Genomic DNA, 20,199 nt, shown 5'->3' with positions numbered 1-20,199 from the left:
TTATCCCTTTTTCAAATGCCGCCGTCCAAGAAGTTCGGCAATTTGCACCGCATTCAGCGCGGCTCCCTTGCGCAAGTTATCGGAGACGCACCAGAACGCAAGACCATTGTCTACGGTCGGATCTTCGCGCACGCGGCTTACATAAGTCGCATCGTCACCAGCGGCTTCGACGGGCGTGGTGTAGCCGCCATCTTCACGCTTATCGATGAGCATGATGCCAGGCGCTTCACGCAGGATGTTCTGCGCAGTCTCTGCAGACATTTCGCGCTCATATTCGATATTGACCGCTTCGCTGTGGCCAACAAAGACAGGAACGCGCACGCAGGTCGCGGTAAGCTTGATTTTGGGATCGAGGATTTTCTTCACCTCGACCATCATCTTCCACTCTTCCTTGGTATAGCCGTCGTCGAGGAAGCTATCGATGTGCGGAATGACGTTAAACGCGATCTGCTTTGTGAACTTCTTGGCGTCTGCGCTGTCACCGACAAAGATGTTGCGGCTCTGCTCGAACAATTCATCCATGCCCTCTTTGCCAGCGCCAGAGACGGACTGATATGTCGAGACAACGACGCGCGTGATTTTGGCATAATCGTGCAGCGGCTTGAGCGCGACGACGAGCTGGGCTGTCGAGCAGTTCGGGTTCGCAATGATATTCTTGCGCGTGTACGTGTCGATCGCGTCTGGGTTAACCTCAGGCACGATCAAAGGAATATCGGGGTCCATGCGATGGAGCGAGCTGTTGTCGATCACAACACAGCCAGCAGCCGCAGCAATGGGTGCATATTTCTTTGTCGCTTCTGAACCAATGGCAAAAATCGCCATGTCCCATCCTGACCAATCGAAATTCTCGATATTTTGGACCTTCAGCATCTTTTCGGTATCGCCATATTCGATTTCGATGCCCTGGCTGCGCGATGACGCCAGCACAGCCACTTCATCGGCAGGGAATGCGCGCTCGGCCAGAATATTGACGACCTCTCGGCCAACATTGCCCGTCGCGCCTGCAACTACGATACGATAACCCATGTTAACTTCCTTTTTGTGTTCCCCAGCGAAGGCTGGGGTCCAGCTATTGCTGGAGGACTATGCCAAAGTCTGGACCCCGGCCTGCGCCGGGGCACACACAATAAAAAAGGCCGGGCTCTTTGTGGGAGCCCGGCCTTTTGTGTTTGGTTAGAAACGCAACGCGGCTCCTGCCTTATTCGGCAGCCTCGGTGGTTTTAATAGGACGCGGGTCGCGGCGTTCGGCAATACGTGCCTTCTTACCGGTCAAGCCACGCAGATAGTAAAGCTTCGCACGACGTACGACGCCCTTACGGACAACTTCAATGCTGTCGATATTTGGGCTGTACAGTGGGAATACGCGCTCAACACCTTCGCCGAACGACATTTTGCGTACGGTGAAGTTGGAGCCCATGCCCTTGTTCGAACGTGCGATGCATACACCTTCGTAATTCTGAATACGCGTGCGCTCACCTTCGATGACCTTCACGCCCACCTTGACGGTGTCACCTGCACGGAATGCAGGAATTTTTTTGTTTTCTGACAAAGCTGCAATAGCTTCGGCTTCGAGTGTTTGGATGAGGTTCATGCCCCATTTAATCCTTATTCTTTTGTCGCACGTCAGAGGCAGGCTGAACCCGGGCATCTTTGTAACGCCCCCAAAGGTCCGGTCTGCGTAACCGAGTATCTTCCTCCGCCCTTTGTTTCCGCCAGGTGGCTATTTTCGCATGATCCCCCGATCGCAACACTTCAGGGATCATTCGCCCTTCCCAATCATTGGGTCGGGTATAGTGCGGATATTCAAGCAACCCTTGTTCAAAGGACTCCTCATCACCGCTGGAAGTCGCGCCCATTACGCCGGGAAGCAGCCGAATGCAAGCATCTAACAGCATTAAAGCGCCAATTTCGCCGCCCGAAAGGACGATGTCGCCCATCGAAACCTGTTCAATATGGGGTCTGGCATCAAAAATACGCTCGTCAAAGCCCTCAAAGCGGCCACAAAGCACAGTAACGCCGGGGCCTGCAGCAAGTTCGCGGATACGGCTTTGGGTAATCGTCTTGCCACGCGGCGTCATCGCCAAAACGGGTACATTTGGTTGCGCAGCAGACGCGTGATCGACCGCTGCGGCGAGTATGTCCGCGCGCAGTACCATCCCTGCCCCGCCGCCAGCTGGCGTGTCGTCAACGGTCCGATGCTTGTCGGTCGCAAAGTCACGGATGTGGATGGGCGCACATGACCATTTGCCCTCTTCAAGTGCGCGGCCAGCCAATGATATTCCCAGAGGACCGGGAAACATTTCGGGATAAAGCGTCAGGATTTGGGCGGCGAACGTCATATAACGAAGTCCGCATCGATGACTATGCGTCCGCCCGCTTGTGCGCCCCATTCCGGCACAGCCTCGGCGGTCATTGGAACCATGAACTTTTTGCCGGGCTTGCCATCCGCAGACGGCATCTGGATTTCCAGAACGTCGCTGGCGCCAAAATTTTCAACGGATATGCAACTGCCAAGGTCAGTGCCATCGGTTGAAACGCACGGAAGCCCGAGAAGGTCGCTGTAATAATATTCGCCCTCACCCAGTTCAGGCAAGGCATCGCGTGGCACGGTTAACAATGTGCTGCGCAGTTTTTCCGCTGCATTGCGGTCATTTATTTCGGCAAAACGGGCAATCGCGCCGTCTTTGGTTGGGCGGAGGGACTTAACCGTCAACGCACCATCATTAAAACTTTTGTAGCGTTTCAAGCTGTCTACATTTTCTGCAAACAGCTTGAGACGAACTTCACCCGTCACGCCGTGCGCACCGGAAACGGCGGCAAGCGTGACGGTTGAGTCAGCCAAGGCTTAGCCCTCGGCCTTTTCTTCGGTTGCTTCTTCAGCTGCAGGTGCAGCTTCCTCAGCAGCAGGTGCTTCTTCAGCAGCAGCTTCAGCAGGCGCAGCTTCTTCAGCGGCAGGCGCAGCTTCTTCAGCGGCTACTTCTTCAACAACTTCGGGCTCAGGCTCAGGCGCTGGAGCGGCTGCAGCTGCTGCTGCGGCTTCTTCGGCTTCTGCAAGCTTTGTTGCCTTGTCTTCAGCGCGATCCTTGGCTTTCTGGCCTGGCTCGCCCTTGTTGGGGTTGTTCTTAACCTTACGCTCTTTAACGCCAGCCGCGTCGAGGAAGCGTGCAACGCGGTCCGACGGCTGGGCACCAGCGGCAAGCCAATGCTTCGCACGCTCGGTGTCGAGGATCATACGCTCTGCGCTGTCCTTAGGAAGCTGTGGGTTGTAGCTGCCGATACGCTCAATGAACTTACCGTCGCGTGGTGCGCGGGCGTCGGCTACGACGATTTTATAATAAGGACGCTTTTTCGAACCGCCCCGTGACAAACGCATGGATAATGCCATAAAACTAACTCACCTTTCTGAAATATTCTTAAATTAAATGTGATACTTATTTCTTTTTACTAAGAAGTCTTGCGAGGTCTGGCGGCATTCCGCCGCCACCGCCCAATCCGGGCAGACCGCCGAAACCGGGTGGCAAAGCGCCGGGGGGAAGCCCGTGCATTCCCTCCATCGCGCCACCCAAGTCGTCGCCGCCCATGCCACCTTTGCCGCCGCCGAACATGGCGGCGAGGCCTTTGAGACCGCCCATCTTGCGAATGCGTTTCATGGCACTGGCCATTTCCTGATGCATTTTGATCAGCTTGTTGACGTCCTGCACGGTCATGCCCGAACCCTTGGCAATCCGGATCTTGCGCTTGGCGTTCAACAATTCAGGCTTCGCGCGCTCTTTTGGCGTCATGGAACCAATGATGGCGTCCATATGCACGAGCAATTTGTCGTTCATGCCGCCGGCGTCCATCGCCTGCTTGGCCTTTTTCATGCCCGGGATCATACCCGCAAGCGCGCCGAGGCCGCCCATTTTGGACATTTGGCGGAACTGCATGCGCAGGTCTTCCATGTCGAACTGGCCCTTGGCCATTTTGGCCGCGAGCTTATCCGCATCCTCTTTCTCGACCATTTCGGTCGCGCGCTCGACAAGACCGACAACGTCGCCCATGCCCAATATGCGACCAGCAACACGGCTTGGGTTAAACGCCTCGATTGCATCGAGCTTTTCACCGACACCTGCAAATTTGATTGGCTTGCCGGTAATCGCGCGCATCGACAGCGCGGCACCACCGCGTGCATCACCGTCCATACGGGTCAGCACGATACCGGTCACATTGACGCGCTCACCGAAGCTTTTGGCGACATTGACGGCGTCTTGACCCGTGAGCGAGTCGACCACGAGCAAGATTTCCTGCGGAACGGAGACCTTTGCCACCGCGTGCATTTCGTCCATCAACTGCTGATCAACATGCAAGCGACCAGCGGTGTCGAGGATCAGGACATCAAAGCCCTGCAACTTTGCAGCCTGCATCGCACGCTTGGCAATATCGACGGGCTGCTGCCCCTGCATAATGGGAAGCGTCGCAACTTCGGTCTGCGTACCAAGGGTCGCCAACTGCTCTTGTGCAGCAGGACGATTGACGTCCAGCGAAGCCATCAGGACTTTCTTGCCCTGCTTGGCCTTCAGCATCTTCGCAATCTTGGCGGTCGTTGTTGTTTTACCGGAGCCCTGCAGACCGACCATCATAATGATCGCGGGCGGCGTTACTGCGAGATTAAGGTCGCTTTGTTCCGCGCCAAGCATTTCGACAAGCGCGTCATTGACGATTTTGACGACTTGCTGGCCGGGCGTTACCGACTTCAGAACCTGCGCGCCAACAGCCTGCTCGGTGACCTTCTCAACAAAGTCACGAACGACGGGCAGTGCAACGTCAGCTTCAAGCAAAGCCACACGGACTTCGCGCATCGCTTCACGAACGTCAGCTTCGTTTAACGCACCGCGACCGCGCAGGCGATCAAACACCCCTCCTAACCGGTCGCTCAGCTTGTCAAACATCGACATTCCTTACCAACATGCCCCGTTCGAGGCATAAACGAACAAAAAGCCGGTGAGCGAATCTTCGCCGACCAGCTTGGAAACAACGGATTTCCAACAAATTATGAAAGGCAATATGCTCGCCTTGGACGCGCCGATACCCGCCTTGGCTTCGCAAATCAAGTTTTTCCGTTGGTTGGAGCGGCTGTGACCTGTGCCCAATCACGGCGGCTCCGTAAACAGCAGGTTGGCCATATTCGGCATCAACGGTGGACTTGATGCGCCGCTGCCCCTAAATCGCCGCCATGGCGAACGGCGAATTTCACAAGATGCATGGGCTGGGCAATGACTTTGTCATTATCGACGCACGCGTTCAATCCATAGAAATGTCCCCTGCCCGCGCGCAAATGATCGCGGATCGCAAGTTCGGGATTGGCTGTGACCAGCTTATCCTCCTGCTTCCTTCAGACATCGCTGATGTGCGCATGCGGATATTCAATCCCGACGGCAGCGAGGTTGAGGCATGTGGCAACGCGTCACGCTGTGTGGTTGCGCTGTTGAACCAAGACCTCAACATCGAAACCTTGGGCGGCATCATTTCAGGAAAGCTGTCGGGCAATGATGTTGAAGTGTCGATGGGCGACGCGACTTTCGGATGGCAGGACATACCGCTTGCTTTCCCCATGAACACTGACGCGATGCCAGTGGCGTGGGACAATCTCGCCGCGCCGATGGCCATCAATATGGGCAACCCACATGCTGTGTTTTTTGTCGATGATGTTGATGCCATCGACTTGCGCCAGCTGGGCCCGACAATCGAAAATGATTCCGTGTTTCCCGAGCGTGTAAACGTAAATGTCGCGTCGATTGCCGGGAATGAAATCCACCTAAATGTTTGGGAACGCGGGGCTGGCTTGACGGGCGCTTGCGGAACCGGGGCCTGTGCCACCGCCGTTGCGGCGATCCGTCAGGGCAAGGCGACATCCCCGGTTACAGTCCACCAATCGGGCGGAACCCTGACGATCGAATGGAGCCCGGGACAGCCCGTCATCATGACCGGCAGCGCGACGTATGTATTCAAAGGTCAGGCCGACTGGGATGCATTTGGATGAACGCGCCCGTCAAAAAGCCTGAAGTCATTAGCATGGGTTGCCGCCTAAATTTGGCAGAGAGCAACGCGCTGGCTGAACAACTCGCGGGCCGTGATGACATTGTCATCATAAACAGCTGCGCGGTGACCAATGAGTCCGTCCGGCAAACACGGCAAGCCATCCGTCAGGCGCATCGGCGTCGCCCGGACGCGTCTGTGTGGGTCACAGGCTGCGCTGCGCAGGTGGAGCCCGAAACATTTCGGGCCATGCCAGAGGTCGCGGGCGTCTTTGGCAATCATGAGAAACAAGACGCGACCTTGTTACGCGAATTGATGGATCGTCCCGACAGGCCGGTCATTGTCTCGGACATCATGACCATTGCGCAAACCGCGCCGCATCTGGTCACCGCCTATTCCGGCAAAACCCGCGCTTTTGTCGAAGTTCAAAATGGCTGTGATCACCGCTGCACATTTTGCATCATACCCTATGGCCGCGGCAACAGCCGCTCTGTGCCCGCTGGCAGTGTCATTGAGCATATCCAAAAGCTTGTCGATACCGGCTTTAAAGAGGTGGTGCTGACCGGCGTTGACGTCACCAGCTATGGCCATGATCTTCCGGGCAGCCCCAATTTAGGATCATTGGTCGAACGGATATTGAAACTCGTTCCCGATTTGGCGCGCCTTCGGCTGTCGTCGATTGATGGTGTCGAGATTGACGACCGGCTTTTTGATTTGCTCACGGGCGAGACGCGCGTGATGCCGCATGTTCATCTGTCACTGCAGGCAGGCGACAATATGATCCTGAAGCGGATGAAACGACGCCATAGCCGCGAGCTCGCGATCGATTTGGTGGCGCGGCTTAAAGCAAAGCGACCCGAGATCGCCATTGGCGCGGATATCATTGCGGGCTTCCCGACCGAAGACGATGCGATGTTTGCCAACAGCATGGACCTCGTTGCACAATGCAGGATCGTGCACGGGCATATATTCCCATATTCGCCCAAGAAGGGCACTCCAGCCGCGCGCATGCCGCAACTACCCCATCCCGTGATAAAGGCGCGTGCCAAGGCGTTGCGCGAAGCTGTAGCCGCAGAAAAATCCCGCTGGTTGGATGGGCTTTTAGGGTCGATACAGAATGTCGCGGTCGAAAATGGCGGCAGGGGTGGCCATGCGGAAAATTTCGCGTATCTGCAGCTCGATAAAGTCGTGTCCGAAGGCAGCATTGTCGCCGCGCGGGTTTTGCGGTCAACAGACGGAATATTGCAGGCAGAGGTTGTAGAATGAGCGAGAATGCTGGGTGGAAAGACCGACTTTTTGGCGGCCTGAAGAAAACATCAGGAAAGCTGACGGAGAATATCGCCGGGCTTGTCACCAAGGCGAAGCTGGAAGCGCGCGACCTCGACGAAATTGAAGATGCGTTGATTGCTTCGGACCTTGGCCCAGCCATGGCAGCGCAAATCCGCGACAAGATTGCTGCTGGACGTTTTGACAAAGGTATTGATGCCGAGGGTATTCGGCAGATTGTCGAGGACGAAGTGGCGGCCGTGTTGGCACCGGTCGCATCGCCGCTCGAAATTGACGCATTCCCGCGTCCCCAGGTCATATTGGTCATCGGCGTAAATGGGTCTGGCAAAACGACGACGATTGCAAAGCTGGCCAATCTTTTCCTTGAACAGGATTATGGCGTCATGCTGGCCGCGGGCGACACGTTCCGTGCCGCAGCGATTAGGCAGTTGAAGGTTTGGGCGGAACGCCTTGGCGTACCCATTGTGACTGGCCCCGAAGGCGGCGACGCTGCCGGCGTCGTGTTTGATGCGGTCAAAAAGGCGACTGCCGAAGGCATCGACGTGCTGATCGTCGACACCGCTGGACGGCTTCAGAACAAGCGCGAGCTCATGGATGAATTGGCTAAAATCCGCCGCGTTCTTGGGCGTCTCAATCCTGCCGCGCCGCACAATGTGGTGTTGGTTCTGGACGCAACGACGGGGCAGAATGCCCTATCGCAAATCGAAACTTTTAAAGAAGTCGCTGACGTAACGGGACTTGTGATGACGAAACTGGACGGCAGCGCGCGTGGCGGGATCTTGGTCGCAGCGGCCAAGCAGTTCGGCCTGCCCATTCACGCCATTGGCGTCGGTGAGACCATCGATGATCTGCGCCCCTTCAACGCGCAAGATGTTGCCCGTGCCATCAGCGGCGGTTCGTTGTGAGCGACACAACCACGCCAAAAAAGACGTCGGGCACATTAAACTTCATTCTCGATTTTGGACCGCTGCTGCTGTTTTTTGTGGCGTCAAAATTTGGCAGTTCGGACACCGATCCGAAACAAGGCGCGATTGTCGGGACCGCAACGTTCATGACCGCGATTGTTATTGCGGTCATTGTCTCCAAGGTGAAACTGGGCAAAATTTCGCCGATGCTGAAGCTCACTGCCGCTTTAGGTGTGTTTTTCGGCGCGCTGACGATCTGGTTTCATGACGAACGCTTCATCCAGATTAAGCCGACCATCATCTATGCCTTTTTCGCCCTTCTGCTGCTGGGTGGATGGGTCCGCGGCAAAGCGATGCTCAAATATGTTCTGGAACATGCCTATCAAGGTCTCGACGAAACTGGCTGGTTAAAGCTGTCATTAAGCTGGGGCGTGTTTTTCCTCGTTCTCGCCGGAGTGAACGAGATTTTTCGGCGGCCCGAATGGTTCTCTTTCGATACCTGGCTATCCATCAAGGTGTGGGGGGTCACGGCGTGCACATTCCTGTTCGCGCTTGCCAATATCCCGATGCTGATGCGGCACGGACTAAAGCTGGGCGATGATAGCGAGACACCGCCCAACGCGTGAGTTCAGGACTGGTCAGCGCGTGAGAGGCCTTGTCCATCAAGATTTTCGGCGACAAATTCCCAATTAATCGCATTGGCGAGTAACGCATCGACATAGTCAGGGCGGGCATTGCGATAGTCGATGTAATAGGCATGTTCCCACACATCGATTGTGAGCAACGGCTTCATATCATGTACCAAGGGTGTGTCGGCGTCATGTAACCACGTGATCTTCAATGTGCCGCCATCGACAATGAGCCACGCCCAACCGCTTGCAAAGTGCGCAACAGCTTCTTCTTTGAACTTCGCCAGCAGTTTTTCGACACTACCGAAACTTTCATCAATCATTGTCTTTAACTGGCCGTCAGGCACCTGTTTTTCAGGTGTCAGACACTGCCAATAAAAACTGTGGTTCCAAATTTGCGCGGCATTTTTGAACAGTTGTGTGTTACCCTTCGTCTTGGCAACCGTGATAACTTTGCTCAATGGCGCGCCTGACAAGGCCACATCGTTGGCGACCAAAGCGTTGGTTTTATCGACATATGCCTTGTGATGCTTGCCATGATGAAAGTCGAACGTTTCCGCAGAAATGAGGCCGCCGAAGGAAATTTCGTCGTAAGGAAGTTCGGGGAGAATGAAGGGCATGTTGCATGTTTCCTTTTGAGAAGTCCGCAACGCAAACCAACGGGCGCAGCGCCCGTTCCGTCGCGCGCACGCAAATTACGCAGAAATTATGTGACAAAAGCGGCCCACAAAGATAGGCAGGAACGCATCAGGGGCAAAATCACCTGAATGCCTACAGGAGGAAAAAATGGCGAAATTTTTTGGAAATCTACATCTGGTGCTGGTCGCCGGTCTTGTGCTGTCATTGGCACTTATGTTCGGTTTGCACGGCGACGCATTGACGGCGCAGTCTGTCACACGTTGGCTGCATACATTCTTTGGGATCGTCTGGATTGGGCTGTTGTATTATTTCAACTTCGTTCAAATTCCGACCATGCCGAAAATTCCCGCAGAGCTTAAGCCAGCGGTGTCGAAGCATATCGCACCATCTGCGCTGTTTTTCTTCCGCTGGGCCGCGGCGTTGACCGTGTTGCTGGGACTGATCATTGCGGTTCAGTCCGGTTACGCCCATGAGGCATTCACGCTGCAAGATCCTTACCAACTGATCGGTGTTGGCATGTGGCTTGCGGTTATCATGGCATTCAACGTTTGGTTCATCATCTGGCCTAACCAGAAGAAAGCCCTTGGCATTGTTGAAGCCGATGATGCGACAAAGGCAAAGGCAGCAACGACAGCGATGATGACATCACGTTTGAACACATTGCTCTCGATCCCAATGCTCTACACGATGGTCAGCTTTAACGGCGGCTAATCGTAACGTTCTTCGTAAAGATAAAAGGGGTGGCCGAGGCTGCCCCTTTTTTTATCCCAAAAGATCATGCTTTTTTAGCGTATGGCGCAATTGGTCGTAGCTCAGGTTCAGCGCTTTGGCGGTTTGCCGCTGATTATACCGACACTTCGCCAATGCCTGCTCGAGCACCGCTTTTTCATATTTTTCGGTCGCTTCTCTAAAGTCGGTCACATCGACGGCCTGACTTAAGTCATTGCCGAGCCGTGGTTCGGCACTAGCGGCCTGATTGTCGGACTGCACCTGCGCAGGCGATGACGCAGCTACTCCGCCGCGCCATGGGCTATCGAACGGATCAAACTGGATATAATCGACCGGCTGTGCAGGGTCAGCCCAGCGATATACGGCACGTTCGACCACATTGCGCAATTCGCGCACATTGCCCGGCCATAAATGGTTTTCAAGCGCCCGGGTCGCCACTTCGCCGAAACCCGGCCACCCTGCCCACCCCAATTCGGCCGCCATCCGGCGCCCATAATATTCAGATAGAACCTCAATATCGCCCTCACGAACGCGCAATGGCGGCAAGGTGATCACCTCAAAGCACAGCCGGTCGAGCAAGTCCGCACGAAAGCGCCCCTTATCCACCATGTTGGGCAGATGCTCATTGGTGGCGGCGACAATACGGACATCGACACGCATCGGCCGCGATGAACCAATACGCGTGACCTCTCCATATTCGACCGCGCGCAATAGCCGTTCCTGCGCGCCCATGCTCAACGTGCCCAGTTCGTCGAGGAACAGCGTGCCGCCGTCCGCTTCTTCAAACCGCCCCTCGCGTGCACGGGTGGCTCCGGTGAAAGCGCCCGCTTCATGGCCAAACAGTTCGGCCTCAATCAAAGTCTCAGGCAACGCCGCGCAGTTAATCGTGACCAAAGGGCCGTCCCAACGTGCACTCAGGCGATGGAGGCGTTCCGCGATCAGTTCCTTGCCGGTTCCGCGTTCCCCCACAACCAGCACTGGCCGATTGAGCGGTGCGGCGCGGCTTGCGCGCTCAACGGCATCAAGAAAAGCGGACGATTGTCCAATGAATTGATGACTATCGCGTTCCATTTTCAAATATTGGCATATTTCACCATAGTGTGGCAATAATTACCAGCGACCGAATGTCACATTTTTTCACAAATGGCGGAAATCCGACAATTTTTCAAATTGGCACGCTCCCTGCAATACGTCTTGCAAGCCGGAACATCACCGGCATGCAAAAGGGAAGACACAAGATGCGTAACGATATCGAAACCAGCGACAAGGCAAAGGCAAGCGAAAGCCGTCTATGGCTGGCCGTCGCCCTGTCCGTGTCCATGATCTTCACCAGCTATGCCGTTTCGGTTCTCAACCATTATGACGATATTGACATGAACGCCCCAAATTACACCCACCGGCCAATCGTTGTCAGCTATCTTGCCTGACGACGACAGCCCGCGACCGGCGTACCCCGGCTCCCCCTACCTCCTAAAGGTACCCGGTCGCCCCCTTTTTTAGTACGCAAATAAACAGTTTTAACCGGAGTTACCCAATGGGCATATTTTCAAGAACCCGCGATATCATCGCCGCCAACGTCACGGACTTGCTCGACAAGTCGCAGGACCCGGCAAAGATGATCCGTATGATCATTCTGGAGATGGAAGAAACCTTGGTTGAAGTCCGCGCTTCCGCAGCCCGGACGATTGCTGACCAGAAAGAACTGCGCCGGCACATCGACAAGCTGAACACGCTTGAAGCTGACTGGACCGACAAGGCACATCTCGCGCTGTCAAAAGATCGCGAAGACCTTGCCAAGGCTGCATTGGTCGAAAAGCGCAAGGCGACCGACATGAAGGACCAGCTGACGGCGGAAGTCGACGTTCTCAACGATGCTTTGAAAGCTTCGGAGCAGGATATTCACAAGCTGCAGAAAAAGCTCGCCGACGCCCGTAGCCGTCAGAACGCGTTGATGACGCGTCTTGAAAGCGCCGAGAATCAGGTCAAGCTGCGCACGATGTATAATGGCGACAAGGTTCGCGAGGCTTTCTCACGCTTTGACGTGCTCGAACGCCGCGTGGATGAAGCGCAGGGATATGCGGACTCGCTGTCCATCGGTTCAGACGCTCCACGCAGCTTGGGCGACGAAATCGCCGCGCTTGAGTCCTTCGACGTTGTCGATGCTGAGCTGGAAGCGATGAAAAAAGCCATGAAACAAGACGCACAGAAGGAAGGTTGATCCGATGGAAGATACGCTCATCCCCGTTTTCGTCGTTGGCATATTGTTTATTGGTTTGCCTTGGCTGATCCTACATTATGTCACCCGCTGGAAAACCGCGGCAACGCTTACCTATGATGACGAGCGGATGCTCGGCGACATGAACGAACTTGCCCGTCGCCTCGAAGAGCGTCTCGATACCGTCGAGCGTCTGGTCGCGCAGGAAAATCCTGAATGGCAGCCACGTCGCATCGACCATGAAACAAAAGCTTTCGACCCCGAAAATGCCCACAGGCTGGAAAGGAACCGCTAAAATGGCTGGCACACATACCAAATTCTATCTGGATAAGCAGAATGCCAAATGGAAAGGCGTTTGCGCAGGGATTGCCGACTATACCGGCGTTGATGTTCTCTGGGTCCGGCTTGGCACGGTGATGCTCACCCTGATGGGCGGATTTCCGTGGACGCTCATTGCTTATGTCATCACAGCTTGGATGGCCAACCCAAAGCCCGTGCATCTGTATACCGACGATCGGCAAGACCAGAAATTCTGGCAAGGCGTGCGTCAGTCACCTGCCCGCACAACACGCGATATTCGTTCGCGTTTCCGGGAAATCGACCACCGGCTGGCTGAAATGGAAACCTATTATGTCAGCAATAACAAGCAGCTGGCGGACGAAATCGAGAGCCTGCGATAAACGGCAGCATAATGGAGGGAATATTTCATGTTCACACTCATCATTCTCGGGCTGATTGCGTGGTTTGCATATCGCCACTTCGCACAGAAAAAACGCAAAGCGGATCGCCGCAACTGGAGCGTTGATTTCCGCGACAGCCCCATCCGGCCCGTCACACGCCGTCTGCCATGGAGGGAATTCAAATGAGCTTTGCAGGCCCCAATTTCATCATTGCGATTGTGGTAGTGATGACAGTCGGTTGGCTCATCAACAACTGGATCCGCGCCAAACATGGCTACCCATTGGAAGATGAATGGGGTGGAAAATCAGCGCTGACCGATGGCGACTATCCCGAAGCAGAGCGCAAAATCATGCTGCTCAGCAATGAAAATGAAACGCTGAATGGCAAGGTTGGTCGTCTGGAAGAACGGGTCGCTGTCTTGGAGCGGATCGTCACGGACAAGGCCGGGCGCCTTTCCGAAGAAATTGAAAAACTACGCTGAAGCGCATTGGAGGAAGCTATGGACCCTGACAAGCTAGCAATGATTACGGCCATCGGCCCCATGATAGGTATTGGCGTTGTCGCAATTTCGGTTGGATGGGTGCTCACCACATGGATGCGCATCAAAAATGGCTACCCGCTTGATGGTGCATGGGGTCAGGCAGTCTATCCCAAAACCGACCAGGAGGCCGTCGAACGCGTAAAATTGTTGAGCCAAGAAAACGCGCAACTGCGTGCGGAGCTTGGATCGATAAAGGACCGCCTCGCCAATGTGGAAAAAATCATCGTCGATGACAGTCACCGGTTAACATCTGAAATAGAGGCCCTTCGCGGGCCGTCGAATTGAGGAGCCATTAATGGACCCGTTTCAAATGGTCGTCGCAATCATTGCCATCATCACGATCGGCAGGATTATCCAGACGAAGCAAAAGGCAAAGCATGGGATCGTTGAGGATCAAGACTTTATGGGCACCAAAACCCACCGTCTTTTGAACAATGCGGATACGCAGCAGATGCAGGACGAAATTCGGGCCTTGAAGGAACGCATTCAGGTTTTGGAGCGCATCGCGACAGAAAACAATAGCGCGAGCGACATCAACCGTCAGATTGAGGAACTGCGCAGCCGGTAACGGCGCGCGGACGGAAAGGAAGGACCATGCAACAGGATCCCAACTTCTACATCATCATCGGCGCCTTTGCGGTGCTGTGTGTCGGCATCGTGTCGTCACTAAGCCTGCGTGGCTGGCGCGACTGGATTGCGCTTAAGCATGCCGAACTTGAAACCATGCGGCACGGCAATGATGCACCGGTGCCCTCGGCAACATCGCGTATTGAAGTCGCCGATCTGAAAGAGCGCGTAAAAAGGCTTGAAGCCATAGCGGCAGGGATTGATATCTAAGCACCGCGGCCATATGCGCAGTGCATGACAACATTTGCCGACATTACAGAAGAATATGCATTTCTTGAGGCCGATGACCGCTATCGGTTGCTTATCGACCTCGGCCGCGAATTACCCGAAATGCCCGCCGCGTTGAAAACCGATGCGACGTTGGTTCGGGGATGTTCAGCAAGCGTATGGGTCTATCCCGTGACCGCAGATAGCACGCTGACCTTTTTGGCCGACAGCAACGCCGCGATTACCAAAGGCATCATCGCGCTGGTCCTGAAAACGGTTGAGCATAAAAATGCGGCCGAAATTCTGAAGACCGATATTGAGAGTGCCCTTGCGCCGTTCGACCTCAAAAATCAGTTAAGTTCGAACCGGACACAGGGCATTCCCAATATGATCTCGCTTATCCGCGAGACGGCTGCGCGTTACGCCGGCTGAGCCGGACGCAACCCAAGCCACATAGCGAGCGCCGGCAGTCGGGGCAGCAACAGCCGGTCGAACAACCATAAAGCCAGCAATGACATCGCGAGCAATGGCAACAATATGGCCATTACAGCGATGATCACCGCCACGCCGCGCATTTTCGGTGGCAGCGCAGCAACCGGCGGTGCGCCGAGCGCATCATCGGGTTTGCGCCGTCGCCACATCAGGAAACCCGACACCACCAATGTGATCAGGCCAACCGCCGTAAGCACGCCGACAAGCTGATTGAACCAGCCAAAAAGCTGGCCCTCATGCCATGCAATTCCATAATTGACGGCCTGATCAATGACATGCTTGTCGGCAAAGCCTGTGCGCGACATCTCCTTGCCCGTCGCAACATCAAATGTGATGCTGCGGTTCAATGGCCGGTTCTGCGCCTCCGACTTAATGGTCCAGGCCATCGGCGCGGGAGGGCCGAAACGCTCAGGCGCGCCTGGTGCTTTCACCAACGCCGGGTGCGGCAGTCGTTCGGCTTTCGCTTTGGCGACCATGTCCGCCAAGCCAACCAGTGGAATTCCGGCAGCCTGCATTTTCATCATCGCATCATGGTCATGCTCGGCATGCGGGGCGGCACTGCCTGTTTTCCAGTCTTGCGCGCCTTGAACGAGGCCCAATTCAGCGCGGGCAATACGGAAAGCATCGCCCCAGACGCTCGCCCAAGGCAGTCCTGTTGTCAGCAAAACAAGCGCCAGCCCTGAAACCCAGAAGCCCGTGACCGCATGCAGGTCACGCAGGAACACGCGATTGCCTTTACCCAAACGGGGCCACACGACACCGGCAAAGCGCTGCCCGCGCGGCCACCACATATAGAGACCGGTCAGGATCATGACGATCGCCCAGCACGCCGCCAGTTCAACAATCCAGTCACCCATTTTGCCGATCAGCAGCGAACCATGTATCCGCGACACCGTGGCGGATATCCGGCTTTCCGGATCGATGCTGCCCAACACTTTACCCTGCGGAGACACATAGACGTCACGCATGGATTGGCCGTCGGCGAGGCCGATATGTATCATGGCGGCATCGCCTGCGCGTTCGGGCAAGCGATAGCTTTGGAACTGCGCACCCGGATTGGCCGCCATTACGGCGGCCAACTGCACATTGGGTGACACTGGCTGTTCAGTCGGCAGGTTCGTGAATGCACGCTCTTCCCACCGGTCCAATTGCGGCTTGAACAGGTAAATTGCCCCAGTTGTCGCAAGAATGAGAATGAATGGCATGACGAAGAGCGAGGCATAGAAATGCCAGCGCCAGATCGTGCGGTAGAAAGACGTATTTTCCATTTCTGGCCTCCTAAAACCGCGCACGGACGCCGCCGTAAATGGCACGGCGTTCAACCGGGTAGTAAATAGCGGATGCGGCGGAGGCAAGGATCGCGGCCGACACGTCGCCAATGGCTTTCTCTCCGGTCAGGTTCCGCGCATCAAGAAATAGATCGACCCCCGCCATAACGCGCGCGCCGGCAGATAAGCCGAACAGGGTATAGCCTGTCGTGCGTGTCGTGTTTCGATAGTCTGCCCATGCACCCTGCGGCACCCACTCAACATTTGGGGCAATATGCAAATCGTCGTTCCCAAGTCGAAGTTCCGACCGCAGGACATGCTTTGGCACCACAGGCAGCCGGTTGTTGCCATATTGGGCATCAGCGACAAAGCGGAAGTCGGAATATTGCCAGATTTGGCGGAAGCGCAGCCAATCGGTCGGCGATGCGCTAAACGCTGCTTCGACACCCTGATGCCGGGTTTTATCGGCGTTGAACGTTGTCGCGGGAATGTCCCGCCCTACCGTAAATTGCAGCATTTCGCGTTTTATGTTGGCGCGGTACAGGGCAACATCCCAGCTCGCCCATCCCAGTTTTCCGCGCGTTCCGATTTCTGCTGTCCATGCTGTTTGTTCCTTTACAGGAACGAACGCCGCAATTTGCGCGAGCTCAACGAAGGTCGGGAATTCTGTGGATTTGCTATAATTCGCAAAAATCTGGACGTCTTCGGACGGTTCCCAAAGGACGCCAAATTTGGGCGAGAAAGCGTCGAACGACGCTGCACCCGTTGCGGCAGACGGAAGGATTTGAACCTGCTTTCGGAAACCATCGGCATATATTCCGCCAGCGATCACCGTGAAGCCAGGAACCGGCGTGGCGCGTACTTCGCCATATATGTTCGAGGTGCGCGCGGTTTGATCGGCATCGAAGGTAAGCGCTCCACGCTTGCCGTTCACATTGATAAAGCGCTTTGCGTCAATGGTTCCCCAACGGGACTCTCCGCCGACAGTAACGCTCCAGTCGTCTCCCTCGCGATCATAACGGGCGAACACGCCGCGATCGGTCGATACCTGATCAATAACTTGGAAAATCGGGTGATATAATTCTTTGGCGTTCAAGAACGCGCCAACATCCAGACGGCTATTGCCCCATTCAAAACGGGTCCGGTTCTGGATGCGAACCGAATTGATATCGCGTGCCTGATCCCCAACAAAATTGCCGGTTCGCGGTGCAGTCAAGGCAATCGCGCGGGTCAAGGCGCCAGGTAGTTCCTGATTAAGTGTCGTCGCACTTACGTAAAATCGCGTCGACACGACATCCGAAATCCTAAGCCCAACATTACCGTTAAAGCGCAATGAGTCCCGCTGGGCGTGTTGGCGATCCCCCTTGTGGCTATCGGCGCTGATCGCTGCCCAAGCATTGGCGTCGCCGTCACCCACTCCAAAAGATGCCAAGCCGCGATAAAAATCAGAGCTGCCAACATCACCGCGAAGGTAAAGACCCGCAGCATTGTCGCCTGTGGGCGTAACACCGTTGATTGCGCCGCCCAATGTGCCGGAACCGAACCTCAACGCGTTCGCGCCGCGATACACCTCTAAATGGTCGAAAAATGTGGGTTCAAGTTCTTGAAAGTCGCCATTGTCGTCGGCCAGATTGATGGGGACCCCATCCTGCAACAATGTCAGTCCGCGCATGTGGAAGCCACGCGAAAGGCCCGAACCGCGAATGGAAATGCGGACCTCCTGCCCAAAGCGCGGCTGGGTATACACGCCTGGCGAAAAGGCCAAAGTGTCACGCAAAGACACAACAGTCTTATCTGCATAATCTTCGTGGCTCACGACATCAGTGCCGCCTGCGGTTTTGTTTGCCGATATTTCGGCTTCATCAGCGGCGACGCGGCCGGTGACAATAATCGTGGTGTCAGCAGCCTCTTCAGCGGCGGCGGGGGTAATGATGGCAATGAAGCTGCACGCAGCAGACGCGCGCAAAATGGACAAAAATTTCATGATATTTTCCTAAATCTAAACAAGAGATAGGCCGCAAAGCAGCCCTGTAGTTTAGACGTAAGAAGGTGGCCCTATGGCTGGCGGTGGCGGGGCAGCGAGGCCAGATCCAATCGATACTTCGCGCTTTGCAAAAACCGGAATGGCACGCGCAACAGGCGCCATTGCAACTTGGAAATCAGCGGCAACCATGTCCGCCGCCATCGCCGTTCCCGCAAAGGCACAAGGCTGATGTTCAACCGATTTGCCTTTTGACGGGTCTTCTTTGTGCAGCTTGCCCGATTTGTCCATCCAGACGGTCTGGGTGTCCATTCCTGTACAGATGGTGAGCGCAAAACCACGCTCCGACGACGGCATAAAGCCGGACGGGATGATGACGCGCAAAGCCAGCGCAAGCAATATCAGTGCTGCAGCTATATTCCGGAAAGGCGAAGATGCGCGAATCACGCGCGCCCTATGCGCTCACAATTGCGTCCGCGCAAGAACCTAGGGTCAGGACCACTTAAATGCACCTTCGCGGTTTGAGGCCATATTGTTCAGTGCAAGGCGGTAAGCGCGGGACTTAGTGGTTCTAAGTCCAAGCTTGCCAACGCAGCAATGGACAATATGGGTCAAATCCGAAGGACGCCAAAATGGCTTCGATCTCAAAGCAAAATGCCCTTGCAGGCAGAATAACTGCCTGCGGCGGACATTTTACTTCGATATCTTCGCCATTTTGACGCCGCGATGGTGCATTTAAGTGGTCCTGACCCTAGCCCTTCCACGCGCGGCGTTCTTCCGCAACGCGCAGAACGTCATAAGCCGCCTGCCCGGCCTGAAACGCTTTAGCAGCGTCGGCGTTGCCGGGGTTTACGTCAGGGTGTGTTTCTTTGGCGATTTTGCGCCAGGCCTTTTTGGCGTCATCAAAAGTGGAGTCGCTTTCAAGGCCCAGAATATCGAGCGCATGCATTTCATCACGGCTTCGGCTGCCATCGCCGGACCCCGCCCAGCCATAATGGGCGGATTCCTTGTAGCCTGATGAATCCCGACGCTCATTGGCCTCGCGTTCGTCGGCTTCTTCTTTGGTCAGACCTTCGAAATAGTCCCAACCACGGTTATACTCGCCAGCATGTTCTTCGCAGAACATCCAACGGTCCGGGCTATTGGGCGATTTCGGCGCGGGGCAGTTTCCCGCTTTCGTGCAACCATAGCGGTCGCACAGACGCACCTGTTGCGCTTCGGTGCTGCTGCCATAGCCGCGCCAGCGGGGAAAACCCCAGTCATTTCGTCGAGTGGTACGCACCATGCCGCCGACTTAGCGACGGCACGCGCATTTTGCTAGTGGCGTAAACGCAATTTATGCGCCGGACAGAGCGCCACCCATCATGTCGCTGCCGAACAAGGTCGAAAAGGCGATGCCGATCAGAATACCGGAAATAATGACAGTCAGAACAACATAAATGAGCACGATGACCACGGTGAAGCCCGCGACCTTTTCCTTAGGGACACCGAGCACAGGGTGAAGCCCGAGATAGATCAGGTAGACAACATACGCGATGGCCGCGAACGAAATTAGACCGCCCAATATAGGGATCCAGCTAACCAGCCCCGCAACCCAAACTGGGGTTGATGCATATGTCATAAGCTTTGTCGACTGAACCATGTCGGATTTGCCGTTAAAGCTGGGCGAAACGGCGTTGACGAGGAATGACATCACAAAAAGCGTGACGAGGGAAAACACATATCCCACCACCGCCATTCCCGCGATGGCGCCAAAGCCCATTTCCATGGCCCCGCCGTCCATGCCACCAAGGCTAGCGGCATTTATGCCCAAGGCGCCTGTAAATATTATGCCGGCTGCCAAAGGAATGGCTGCCAAGATCATCGCATATCCGGTGAATAGGCCGCCGACCGTTGCTGGTTCGTTCGCAATGACGTTCCATTCATCTGCCGGTTTCAAAATGATATTCTTCGCGCGAGCAACAATCGACATTGACTTATCCC

29 protein-coding genes are annotated in these 20,199 nt (G+C 55.4%); 16 read left to right on the top strand and 13 right to left on the bottom strand.

Annotated features, from left to right (window positions below; genetic code table 11):
- From ACIQZK_RS01150 to ffh, 6 genes are all read right to left on the bottom strand, one after another.
- Positions 1-1,026, bottom strand: a complete 1,026-nt coding sequence (locus ACIQZK_RS01150; protein WP_397574530.1) for an aspartate-semialdehyde dehydrogenase — start codon at positions 1,024-1,026, stop codon at positions 1-3.
- Positions 1,027-1,198: 172 nt separating this feature from the next.
- The gene (gene rplS, locus ACIQZK_RS01145) at positions 1,199-1,591 is read right to left on the bottom strand and encodes a 50S ribosomal protein L19 (RefSeq protein ID WP_125230085.1); all 393 of its coding nucleotides are present in this window, start codon (positions 1,589-1,591) and stop codon (positions 1,199-1,201) included.
- A gap of 7 nt (positions 1,592-1,598) precedes the next feature.
- Positions 1,599-2,339: a tRNA (guanosine(37)-N1)-methyltransferase TrmD gene (trmD, locus tag ACIQZK_RS01140; RefSeq protein WP_395637876.1), complete on the bottom strand. Its 741-nt coding sequence runs from the start codon at positions 2,337-2,339 to the stop codon at positions 1,599-1,601.
- Positions 2,336-2,842: a ribosome maturation factor RimM gene (rimM, locus tag ACIQZK_RS01135; protein ID WP_397574529.1), complete on the bottom strand. Its 507-nt coding sequence runs from the start codon at positions 2,840-2,842 to the stop codon at positions 2,336-2,338. Before rimM ends, trmD begins: the two co-directional genes overlap by 4 nt.
- Positions 2,843-2,845: 3 nt before the next feature.
- Positions 2,846-3,385 carry a 30S ribosomal protein S16 gene (gene rpsP / locus ACIQZK_RS01130; RefSeq protein ID WP_397574528.1) on the bottom strand — a complete coding sequence of 180 codons (540 nt, stop codon included), beginning with the start codon at positions 3,383-3,385 and terminating at the stop codon, positions 2,846-2,848.
- Positions 3,386-3,431: 46 nt separating this feature from the next.
- A complete protein-coding gene (ffh, locus tag ACIQZK_RS01125) occupies positions 3,432-4,928 on the bottom strand; it encodes a signal recognition particle protein (protein WP_397574527.1) in 1,497 nt (498 codons plus the stop codon).
- A 52-nt stretch (positions 4,929-4,980) separates the two neighbouring features.
- Here ffh and ACIQZK_RS01120 point away from each other — a divergent pair, with 52 nt between their 5' ends.
- The 5 genes from ACIQZK_RS01120 (at position 4,981) to ACIQZK_RS01100 (ending at position 8,833) form a co-directional block, all read left to right on the top strand.
- Positions 4,981-5,118 (top strand): hypothetical protein, encoded by a 138-nt coding sequence (locus ACIQZK_RS01120; RefSeq protein ID WP_397574526.1) that lies wholly within the window; start codon positions 4,981-4,983, stop codon positions 5,116-5,118.
- 94 nt (positions 5,119-5,212) lie between these two features.
- Positions 5,213-6,019 (top strand): diaminopimelate epimerase, encoded by an 807-nt coding sequence (dapF, locus tag ACIQZK_RS01115; RefSeq protein ID WP_397574525.1) that lies wholly within the window; start codon positions 5,213-5,215, stop codon positions 6,017-6,019.
- A complete protein-coding gene (gene mtaB / locus ACIQZK_RS01110) occupies positions 6,016-7,281 on the top strand; it encodes a tRNA (N(6)-L-threonylcarbamoyladenosine(37)-C(2))-methylthiotransferase MtaB (RefSeq protein ID WP_397574524.1) in 1,266 nt (421 codons plus the stop codon). The genes dapF and mtaB overlap by 4 nt, the downstream gene beginning before the upstream one ends.
- Positions 7,278-8,207, top strand: coding sequence for a signal recognition particle-docking protein FtsY (ftsY, locus tag ACIQZK_RS01105; protein WP_397574523.1), 930 nt, complete (start codon positions 7,278-7,280; stop codon positions 8,205-8,207). The genes mtaB and ftsY overlap by 4 nt, the downstream gene beginning before the upstream one ends.
- Entirely contained in the window at positions 8,204-8,833 is a 630-nt protein-coding gene (locus tag ACIQZK_RS01100; RefSeq protein WP_397574522.1) for an inner membrane-spanning protein YciB, read from the top strand. Before ftsY ends, ACIQZK_RS01100 begins: the two co-directional genes overlap by 4 nt.
- A gap of 2 nt (positions 8,834-8,835) precedes the next feature.
- Here the strand turns inward: ACIQZK_RS01100 and ACIQZK_RS01095 are convergent, their stop codons facing one another.
- Positions 8,836-9,456 carry a superoxide dismutase gene (locus ACIQZK_RS01095; RefSeq protein ID WP_397574521.1) on the bottom strand — a complete coding sequence of 207 codons (621 nt, stop codon included), beginning with the start codon at positions 9,454-9,456 and terminating at the stop codon, positions 8,836-8,838.
- A 166-nt stretch (positions 9,457-9,622) separates the two neighbouring features.
- Here ACIQZK_RS01095 and ACIQZK_RS01090 point away from each other — a divergent pair, with 166 nt between their 5' ends.
- A complete protein-coding gene (locus ACIQZK_RS01090; RefSeq protein WP_397574520.1) occupies positions 9,623-10,186 on the top strand; it encodes a urate hydroxylase PuuD in 564 nt (187 codons plus the stop codon).
- Between the two features lie 51 nt (positions 10,187-10,237).
- Here ACIQZK_RS01090 and pspF read toward each other — a convergent pair whose 3' ends face one another.
- The gene (pspF, locus tag ACIQZK_RS01085) at positions 10,238-11,275 is read right to left on the bottom strand and encodes a phage shock protein operon transcriptional activator (protein WP_397574519.1); all 1,038 of its coding nucleotides are present in this window, start codon (positions 11,273-11,275) and stop codon (positions 10,238-10,240) included.
- 167 nt (positions 11,276-11,442) lie between these two features.
- On the opposite strand from pspF, the gene ACIQZK_RS01080 reads away from it, so the two are divergent.
- From ACIQZK_RS01080 to ACIQZK_RS01035, 10 genes are all read left to right on the top strand, one after another.
- Positions 11,443-11,631, top strand: a complete 189-nt coding sequence (locus ACIQZK_RS01080; protein ID WP_397574518.1) for a hypothetical protein — start codon at positions 11,443-11,445, stop codon at positions 11,629-11,631.
- A gap of 107 nt (positions 11,632-11,738) precedes the next feature.
- Positions 11,739-12,422, top strand: coding sequence for a phage shock protein PspA (gene pspA / locus ACIQZK_RS01075; RefSeq protein ID WP_324476826.1), 684 nt, complete (start codon positions 11,739-11,741; stop codon positions 12,420-12,422).
- Positions 12,423-12,426: 4 nt separating this feature from the next.
- Positions 12,427-12,714: an envelope stress response membrane protein PspB gene (pspB, locus tag ACIQZK_RS01070; RefSeq protein WP_397574517.1), complete on the top strand. Its 288-nt coding sequence runs from the start codon at positions 12,427-12,429 to the stop codon at positions 12,712-12,714.
- Between the two features lies 1 nt (position 12,715).
- On the top strand, positions 12,716-13,099 hold the full coding sequence (gene pspC / locus ACIQZK_RS01065; protein ID WP_395636121.1) for an envelope stress response membrane protein PspC: 384 nt from the start codon (positions 12,716-12,718) through the stop codon (positions 13,097-13,099).
- 27 nt (positions 13,100-13,126) lie between these two features.
- Entirely contained in the window at positions 13,127-13,285 is a 159-nt protein-coding gene (locus tag ACIQZK_RS01060) for a hypothetical protein (RefSeq protein WP_397574516.1), read from the top strand.
- Positions 13,282-13,581 carry a hypothetical protein gene (locus ACIQZK_RS01055; protein WP_397574515.1) on the top strand — a complete coding sequence of 100 codons (300 nt, stop codon included), beginning with the start codon at positions 13,282-13,284 and terminating at the stop codon, positions 13,579-13,581. The genes ACIQZK_RS01060 and ACIQZK_RS01055 overlap by 4 nt, the downstream gene beginning before the upstream one ends.
- 18 nt (positions 13,582-13,599) lie before the next feature.
- Positions 13,600-13,926 carry a hypothetical protein gene (locus ACIQZK_RS01050; RefSeq protein WP_395636124.1) on the top strand — a complete coding sequence of 109 codons (327 nt, stop codon included), beginning with the start codon at positions 13,600-13,602 and terminating at the stop codon, positions 13,924-13,926.
- Positions 13,927-13,936: 10 nt separating this feature from the next.
- Complete coding sequence (locus ACIQZK_RS01045) at positions 13,937-14,209, top strand: hypothetical protein (RefSeq protein WP_397574514.1); 273 nt, start codon at positions 13,937-13,939, stop codon at positions 14,207-14,209.
- A 26-nt stretch (positions 14,210-14,235) separates the two neighbouring features.
- Positions 14,236-14,478, top strand: a complete 243-nt coding sequence (locus ACIQZK_RS01040; protein ID WP_183940990.1) for a hypothetical protein — start codon at positions 14,236-14,238, stop codon at positions 14,476-14,478.
- 24 nt (positions 14,479-14,502) lie between these two features.
- Entirely contained in the window at positions 14,503-14,907 is a 405-nt protein-coding gene (locus ACIQZK_RS01035) for a SufE family protein (RefSeq protein ID WP_397574513.1), read from the top strand.
- On the opposite strand, the gene ACIQZK_RS01030 is transcribed toward ACIQZK_RS01035, so the two are convergent.
- From ACIQZK_RS01030 to ACIQZK_RS01010, 5 genes are all read right to left on the bottom strand, one after another.
- Positions 14,895-16,235, bottom strand: coding sequence for a PepSY-associated TM helix domain-containing protein (locus ACIQZK_RS01030; RefSeq protein WP_397574512.1), 1,341 nt, complete (start codon positions 16,233-16,235; stop codon positions 14,895-14,897). The two genes, ACIQZK_RS01035 and ACIQZK_RS01030, sit on opposite strands and share 13 nt — an antisense overlap.
- Positions 16,236-16,245: 10 nt before the next feature.
- Positions 16,246-18,219, bottom strand: a complete 1,974-nt coding sequence (locus ACIQZK_RS01025) for a TonB-dependent receptor family protein (protein WP_397574511.1) — start codon at positions 18,217-18,219, stop codon at positions 16,246-16,248.
- 51 nt (positions 18,220-18,270) lie between these two features.
- Positions 18,271-18,663 (bottom strand): hypothetical protein, encoded by a 393-nt coding sequence (locus tag ACIQZK_RS01020; RefSeq protein ID WP_397574510.1) that lies wholly within the window; start codon positions 18,661-18,663, stop codon positions 18,271-18,273.
- A gap of 304 nt (positions 18,664-18,967) precedes the next feature.
- On the bottom strand, positions 18,968-19,501 hold the full coding sequence (locus ACIQZK_RS01015; RefSeq protein ID WP_397574509.1) for a J domain-containing protein: 534 nt from the start codon (positions 19,499-19,501) through the stop codon (positions 18,968-18,970).
- A 51-nt stretch (positions 19,502-19,552) separates the two neighbouring features.
- A complete protein-coding gene (locus tag ACIQZK_RS01010; protein WP_397574508.1) occupies positions 19,553-20,188 on the bottom strand; it encodes a Yip1 family protein in 636 nt (211 codons plus the stop codon).
- Positions 20,189-20,199 lie beyond the last annotated feature (11 nt).

The organism is Sphingorhabdus sp. (genome assembly GCF_044338195.1).
Lineage (GTDB): Bacteria > Pseudomonadota > Alphaproteobacteria > Sphingomonadales > Sphingomonadaceae > Sphingorhabdus_B.
Note: the sequence above shows the minus strand (reverse complement) of the source record. Positions and strands in the feature narration are given on the sequence as shown.

Excerpts from the sequence above, each read along its gene's own strand:
- ACIQZK_RS01150 (WP_397574530.1), bottom strand. The coding sequence starts at position 1,026 with ATGGGTTATCGTATCGTAGTTGCAGGCGCGACGGGCAATGTTGGCCGA.
- rplS (WP_125230085.1), bottom strand. The coding sequence starts at position 1,591 with ATGAACCTCATCCAAACACTCGAAGCCGAAGCTATTGCAGCTTTGTCA.
- trmD (WP_395637876.1), bottom strand. The coding sequence starts at position 2,339 with ATGACGTTCGCCGCCCAAATCCTGACGCTTTATCCCGAAATGTTTCCC.
- rpsP (WP_397574528.1), bottom strand. The coding sequence starts at position 3,385 with ATGGCATTATCCATGCGTTTGTCACGGGGCGGTTCGAAAAAGCGTCCT.
- ffh (WP_397574527.1), bottom strand. The coding sequence starts at position 4,928 with ATGTTTGACAAGCTGAGCGACCGGTTAGGAGGGGTGTTTGATCGCCTG.
- dapF (WP_397574525.1), top strand. The coding sequence starts at position 5,213 with ATGGCGAACGGCGAATTTCACAAGATGCATGGGCTGGGCAATGACTTT.
- mtaB (WP_397574524.1), top strand. The coding sequence starts at position 6,016 with ATGAACGCGCCCGTCAAAAAGCCTGAAGTCATTAGCATGGGTTGCCGC.
- ftsY (WP_397574523.1), top strand. The coding sequence starts at position 7,278 with ATGAGCGAGAATGCTGGGTGGAAAGACCGACTTTTTGGCGGCCTGAAG.
- ACIQZK_RS01095 (WP_397574521.1), bottom strand. The coding sequence starts at position 9,456 with ATGCCCTTCATTCTCCCCGAACTTCCTTACGACGAAATTTCCTTCGGC.
- ACIQZK_RS01090 (WP_397574520.1), top strand. The coding sequence starts at position 9,623 with ATGGCGAAATTTTTTGGAAATCTACATCTGGTGCTGGTCGCCGGTCTT.
- pspF (WP_397574519.1), bottom strand. The coding sequence starts at position 11,275 with ATGGAACGCGATAGTCATCAATTCATTGGACAATCGTCCGCTTTTCTT.
- ACIQZK_RS01080 (WP_397574518.1), top strand. The coding sequence starts at position 11,443 with ATGCGTAACGATATCGAAACCAGCGACAAGGCAAAGGCAAGCGAAAGC.
- pspA (WP_324476826.1), top strand. The coding sequence starts at position 11,739 with ATGGGCATATTTTCAAGAACCCGCGATATCATCGCCGCCAACGTCACG.
- pspB (WP_397574517.1), top strand. The coding sequence starts at position 12,427 with ATGGAAGATACGCTCATCCCCGTTTTCGTCGTTGGCATATTGTTTATT.
- pspC (WP_395636121.1), top strand. The coding sequence starts at position 12,716 with ATGGCTGGCACACATACCAAATTCTATCTGGATAAGCAGAATGCCAAA.
- ACIQZK_RS01060 (WP_397574516.1), top strand. The coding sequence starts at position 13,127 with ATGTTCACACTCATCATTCTCGGGCTGATTGCGTGGTTTGCATATCGC.
- ACIQZK_RS01055 (WP_397574515.1), top strand. The coding sequence starts at position 13,282 with ATGAGCTTTGCAGGCCCCAATTTCATCATTGCGATTGTGGTAGTGATG.
- ACIQZK_RS01050 (WP_395636124.1), top strand. The coding sequence starts at position 13,600 with ATGGACCCTGACAAGCTAGCAATGATTACGGCCATCGGCCCCATGATA.
- ACIQZK_RS01045 (WP_397574514.1), top strand. The coding sequence starts at position 13,937 with ATGGACCCGTTTCAAATGGTCGTCGCAATCATTGCCATCATCACGATC.
- ACIQZK_RS01040 (WP_183940990.1), top strand. The coding sequence starts at position 14,236 with ATGCAACAGGATCCCAACTTCTACATCATCATCGGCGCCTTTGCGGTG.
- ACIQZK_RS01035 (WP_397574513.1), top strand. The coding sequence starts at position 14,503 with ATGACAACATTTGCCGACATTACAGAAGAATATGCATTTCTTGAGGCC.
- ACIQZK_RS01030 (WP_397574512.1), bottom strand. The coding sequence starts at position 16,235 with ATGGAAAATACGTCTTTCTACCGCACGATCTGGCGCTGGCATTTCTAT.
- ACIQZK_RS01025 (WP_397574511.1), bottom strand. The coding sequence starts at position 18,219 with ATGAAATTTTTGTCCATTTTGCGCGCGTCTGCTGCGTGCAGCTTCATT.
- ACIQZK_RS01015 (WP_397574509.1), bottom strand. The coding sequence starts at position 19,501 with ATGGTGCGTACCACTCGACGAAATGACTGGGGTTTTCCCCGCTGGCGC.
- ACIQZK_RS01010 (WP_397574508.1), bottom strand. The coding sequence starts at position 20,188 with ATGTCGATTGTTGCTCGCGCGAAGAATATCATTTTGAAACCGGCAGAT.